At 27.5% G+C, this 3,421-nt stretch carries 4 protein-coding genes and 2 pseudogenes; 3 read left to right on the forward strand and 3 right to left on the reverse strand.

Annotated elements, in window-relative coordinates:
* A pseudogene (locus KA867_RS13145) lies at nt 1-218 on the forward strand (hypothetical protein); the annotation flags it as partial.
* 250 nt (nt 219-468) lie between these two features.
* Here KA867_RS13145 and KA867_RS13150 read toward each other — a convergent pair.
* A complete protein-coding gene (locus KA867_RS13150) occupies nt 469-1,152 on the reverse strand; it encodes a hypothetical protein (protein WP_115075904.1) in 684 nt (227 codons plus the stop codon).
* Nucleotides 1,153-1,343: 191 nt separating this feature from the next.
* Nucleotides 1,344-1,523, reverse strand: a pseudogene (locus tag KA867_RS13155) (GNAT family N-acetyltransferase); the annotation flags it as partial.
* 427 nt (nt 1,524-1,950) lie between these two features.
* Here KA867_RS13155 and KA867_RS13160 point away from each other — a divergent pair.
* Nucleotides 1,951-2,361 (forward strand): YolD-like family protein, encoded by a 411-nt coding sequence (locus tag KA867_RS13160; protein WP_115075906.1) that lies wholly within the window; start codon nt 1,951-1,953, stop codon nt 2,359-2,361.
* Between the two features lie 68 nt (nt 2,362-2,429).
* A complete protein-coding gene (locus KA867_RS13165; protein WP_170166228.1) occupies nt 2,430-2,567 on the forward strand; it encodes a hypothetical protein in 138 nt (45 codons plus the stop codon).
* Nucleotides 2,568-2,605: 38 nt separating this feature from the next.
* On the opposite strand, the gene KA867_RS13170 is transcribed toward KA867_RS13165, so the two are convergent.
* A complete protein-coding gene (locus KA867_RS13170; RefSeq protein WP_210138326.1) occupies nt 2,606-3,226 on the reverse strand; it encodes a hypothetical protein in 621 nt (206 codons plus the stop codon).
* Nucleotides 3,227-3,421 lie beyond the last annotated feature (195 nt).

Here is a 3,421-nt window from a genome sequence, read left to right on the forward strand (position 1 = left end):
TAGTTCATACAGAAGACTCCTTTTTGTTAAAATTATACTATAAATTCAACTTTGCAACAGAACCTAAAAAATTAATAAATTCTGTCTCTAATTCACTCAAACTTAGTGGAATATATAAAATTTTTCTGATTACAGGTGGAGGACTAGCAGCAAATTTTTATACAAAAAATGGATTTATAAAAACAAACGAAGGAATCATGATGGAACTCGAATTATGATTAAAATAAACGATATCAATTACGTGCAACATTGAGATTTGAAATAAATATCAACTTAAATACAAAAAAGGCTTAGCCACAATGGCTAAGCCTTTTGATATGGAGACGGCGGGAGTTCATTAAAACGATAATTAAAATATTTAAAATATGCTATAAGTATTGATATAACAACGTTTTGATTGCATTAGTGATTGTGCTTGAAATGTATAAATTGAGAAAATCGGTATTATTTGGGGTAACGACTTTTAATTTATACTTTTCGATTATTAATAAAAGGTGTAAACTGTAAAATAATTTTGTGATTTTTTTCAATATTTTTCATTATATCAAATGAAGTATTTAATCTGTTAAGTGACTCTTCATCAAAACCTTCTTGCTTAAAACCAACCTCTTTGTAAATATCATTATATGCAACTAACACATTTATTGTTTTGTGAAAATCTAATAGAGATTGGTACATATCTTCATATTTCTTTTCAAAATAATATAAATCACTATCAAAAAATAAATCATTTAAATTTTCTTTTAATTTTATCAAGTCATTATCATGACTTTCAAACAATTCTTTAATATCATCAATAATAAAGACTGGCTTAGAGTGAACTGCCTCGTGATAGAATGTATAATCTGGTCTTAATCTCACAACTATATCTTTAAAATTTGATAAATAAAGAATATATTTCTTTTTTATATGTTCTATTTTACCAGCTTTATCTTCATTTGATATTTCTAAAGCTTTATCACCTGCTATTTTAGCACCTAAATAAGCACCACCAAATGTGGCAAATAATCCTATAAATAATATTATAATTTCCAAAGTTTCATATATGTATTCTTTATCTACCAACTGCCCTATGACTAAACCAAATGATAGTATTGCAATCATACTCACAACAATTAGCACGATGGTTATTCTTAAGTTTTCTTCATGCATTTTCTTCACCTTTTTATCTTAATAATACAATATTCAGCGGAATAATGTATATACTTGACTTCACTCAAAGCGATTTCTAGACAAGTTAGCCTATAACTACCCACATAAAAGTATTTCGAGGCTTTCAAATCACAATGAGAGAAGGATAGTTCAGCACTTATTATGTGATCTGTAATTTAACTGATGAATTATCATAGATAATATTTATAACCATAGTGAGACGATTCAAATCCTAATTTTTCATAAAACTTATGTTTTTCTATTCTTTGTTTATCTGTTGTTAGTTGAATCAATACACATCCTTCAATTTTGACCATATGAATTACTTCTCTTATGATCTCTTTACCAATACCTTGACCTCTTAAATTATATTTAACTCTAACAGATTATATTTGGGCTCTTTTAATGCCACCTCTAGATAGACTTGGGATAATTATTAATTGACATCAGGCTACAATATCATCCTCTTTTTCAACTACTATAAAATTATTTCCTTCTTGTTTTTAAATATCTACCAGTGCTTGCCTATAATTATCGTCTAAAATTTCGTCTTTACTTTCTCTATTTTTACCTAAAAAGTCATCTTTAAATAAATTCACTTTTTAAATTAAATCTTGTTCTACTGCATTTATATATTGCATAAATTAATCCCATTTTAGAAGTTTAATACCTCAAATTGTACCATAAAAGACAGAAATGAGACGTCATCACCTGCTAATGCAATATGACATTATCCCTTTACAAAACAGAACACTTGTTCGTATAATGAAATTACTAATTATACGTGAGGTGTTTGAAATGAAAATCATTAACCCTGATATGCCAGAACCTTATAAATATGAAACTGACTATCGCAAAATACCTAAAAAGTATTTAAACAGTAACATTCCAGAAGGTCGCAAGATGATTAAGTGGGCACCATTTGCAACAATGCCACAACAATATGAAACGATTAACGGTTTTATCGAAGACCAAAGTAAGACAGATAAGCCTATCTTAGATGAATTGGCCTTACGTGATTTGAATGATGTGTTAACGCAGAAATTATTTTATGATCCACCAGCCACGATTAAGTATTGGGAAAATGGATATTACAAAACGATTGAATGTGAGATAAAGAAGTTTGATAGTGAAAAGAATAAATTAGAAATTATTAAAGATAAGGAGAAGATTAGAATGAATATGGATTGTATTGTAGAAATAATATAATTCAAATTATTATAGCGCTTTCCTATGCAATAATGTATAATACAATTACTAAATAAGGAGGGGATATTATGCCAGCAGCATTAACTAAAGTTTGTTCAAGATGTGGGGAAGAAAAAAGGTTGAATCAGTTTTATGAGAATAGAACTAAAAGTGACAAAAGAAATGGCATTTGTAAATCTTGTCAAAAAGAAGTAAATAATAGTTAATATTAGGGAAATAGAGAGTCTTAAAGACTCTCTATTATTTATAATTCGTCATATGCATCTTTTGCAGCCCTTCTTTTTATAGTACTGTTGCTTTCATCTAATATAATCTCTTTTAATTCATCAGCAGAATAATTAGAGTATCTTCTTTTGTACCTATCATATTCAGCTTCAGTTTTATTTTTCTTATCTTGGACAGAACTTACAGCTTTTTCAAATATTTCGTCTTTATTATTATAAAGGTTTACTGCACCTTCTTTTACTTTTCGTCCCAAAAACTTTCCGAATTTCGCACCAGTCTTACCTGCTGTTTTAGCTGCCACTTTACCTCTAACGATATTATCTATTTCAATAGTATTATTTGGGTCATTATTTTTTAAAAAATAATGATTAATGGTTGCTTTAGTTACACGATTTGTTAGTTCTAAATCTTTGATTTCCTTTTTTATACCTTCTAACAAATCATATTCCATAGCATCTTTTTCGCTAACATAATATTCATCAATAAATTTATCAGTAAAATCTTTCATATCATTTATTAATTTTTCTTTTTCAACTTGATCCATGCCTTTAGACTTTTTGTTGAATTCTTTACTTAATATTTCATCTAAATATTCTTCTTCTCTTTTTAATTTTTTTAATTCAATATCTTCTATTCTCATTTTTAATTTCCCCTTTTAATATTCTTACTTCCCTTGATGATACCGAATAACTATTGTGGATTCTCAGTTTCGTGCAAAATGTCTATTTTAAATATTGTATTTGGCTTCGTTATGACCACCCCTTATATTAAATTAATTAAATATTACACTAAAATTTAATTGAGTAAAAGATAGAAGGTTCTGTTGCAAAGTAAA

Source organism: Staphylococcus sp. GDH8C109P (genome assembly GCF_017893405.1).
Classification (GTDB): Bacteria; Bacillota; Bacilli; order Staphylococcales; family Staphylococcaceae; genus Staphylococcus; species Staphylococcus cohnii.

Bases quoted from the DNA above. Each gene is read 5' to 3' on its own strand.
- KA867_RS13160 (WP_115075906.1), top strand. From the start codon at position 1,951: ATGAAAATCATTAACCCTGATATGCCAGAACCTTATAAATATGAAACT.
- KA867_RS13150 (WP_115075904.1), bottom strand. From the start codon at position 1,152: ATGCATGAAGAAAACTTAAGAATAACCATCGTGCTAATTGTTGTGAGT.
- KA867_RS13165 (WP_170166228.1), top strand. From the start codon at position 2,430: ATGCCAGCAGCATTAACTAAAGTTTGTTCAAGATGTGGGGAAGAAAAA.
- KA867_RS13170 (WP_210138326.1), bottom strand. From the start codon at position 3,226: ATGAGAATAGAAGATATTGAATTAAAAAAATTAAAAAGAGAAGAAGAA.